The organism is Candidatus Hydrogenedentota bacterium (genome assembly GCA_016791475.1).
Classification (GTDB): Bacteria; Hydrogenedentota; Hydrogenedentia; order Hydrogenedentales; family JAEUWI01; genus JAEUWI01.
Map to the genome: position 1 here is coordinate 1 of JAEUWI010000213.1, position 491 is coordinate 491.

The window sequence follows — 491 nt, forward strand, 5'->3', positions numbered from 1 at the left end:
ACAAGCTGATGGCGGTGCTGCTCCTGGTCGGCCTGTTCCTCGCCGTACTCGCCGTGCTCGTCCGCCATCACCTGATCCATCCGCTGCAGCGCATCGATCACGCCCTGTCCGGCCTCAGCGCCGAAAAGCCGGCGCCGGTGTTCAATACCTCGCGCCTGCTCGAGATACAGGCGGTCGAGGAGGCCATCCGCGAGCACCATGACCTGCTCGTCCAGAACGAGGAAATCCGCCGGGGCCTGGAGTCGCTGGCCAACAAGGACGGCCTGACCGGCCTGATGAACCGGCGCCATTTCATGCACTCGGCCGAGATGGAGCTGCAGCGGTCCCAGCGCTATCGCCGGCCGGTCACCGTGGCGATGGCCGATCTCGATTTCTTCAAGAAGCTCAACGACACCTACGGCCATGCCGCCGGCGACAGCGTGTTGAAGGCGTTCGCCGAACGGGTCCGCGAGGCGCTGCGCCAGTCCGACCTCGTCTGTCGCTACGGGGGC

Annotated in this window: 1 protein-coding gene; it reads left to right on the forward strand. The window is 66.4% G+C overall.

All coding sequences use genetic code 11. The features are described 5' to 3' along the window. Nucleotides 1-491 (forward strand): diguanylate cyclase (locus JNK74_28775; protein ID MBL7650177.1); only part of this gene is annotated, 491 nt, incomplete at both ends.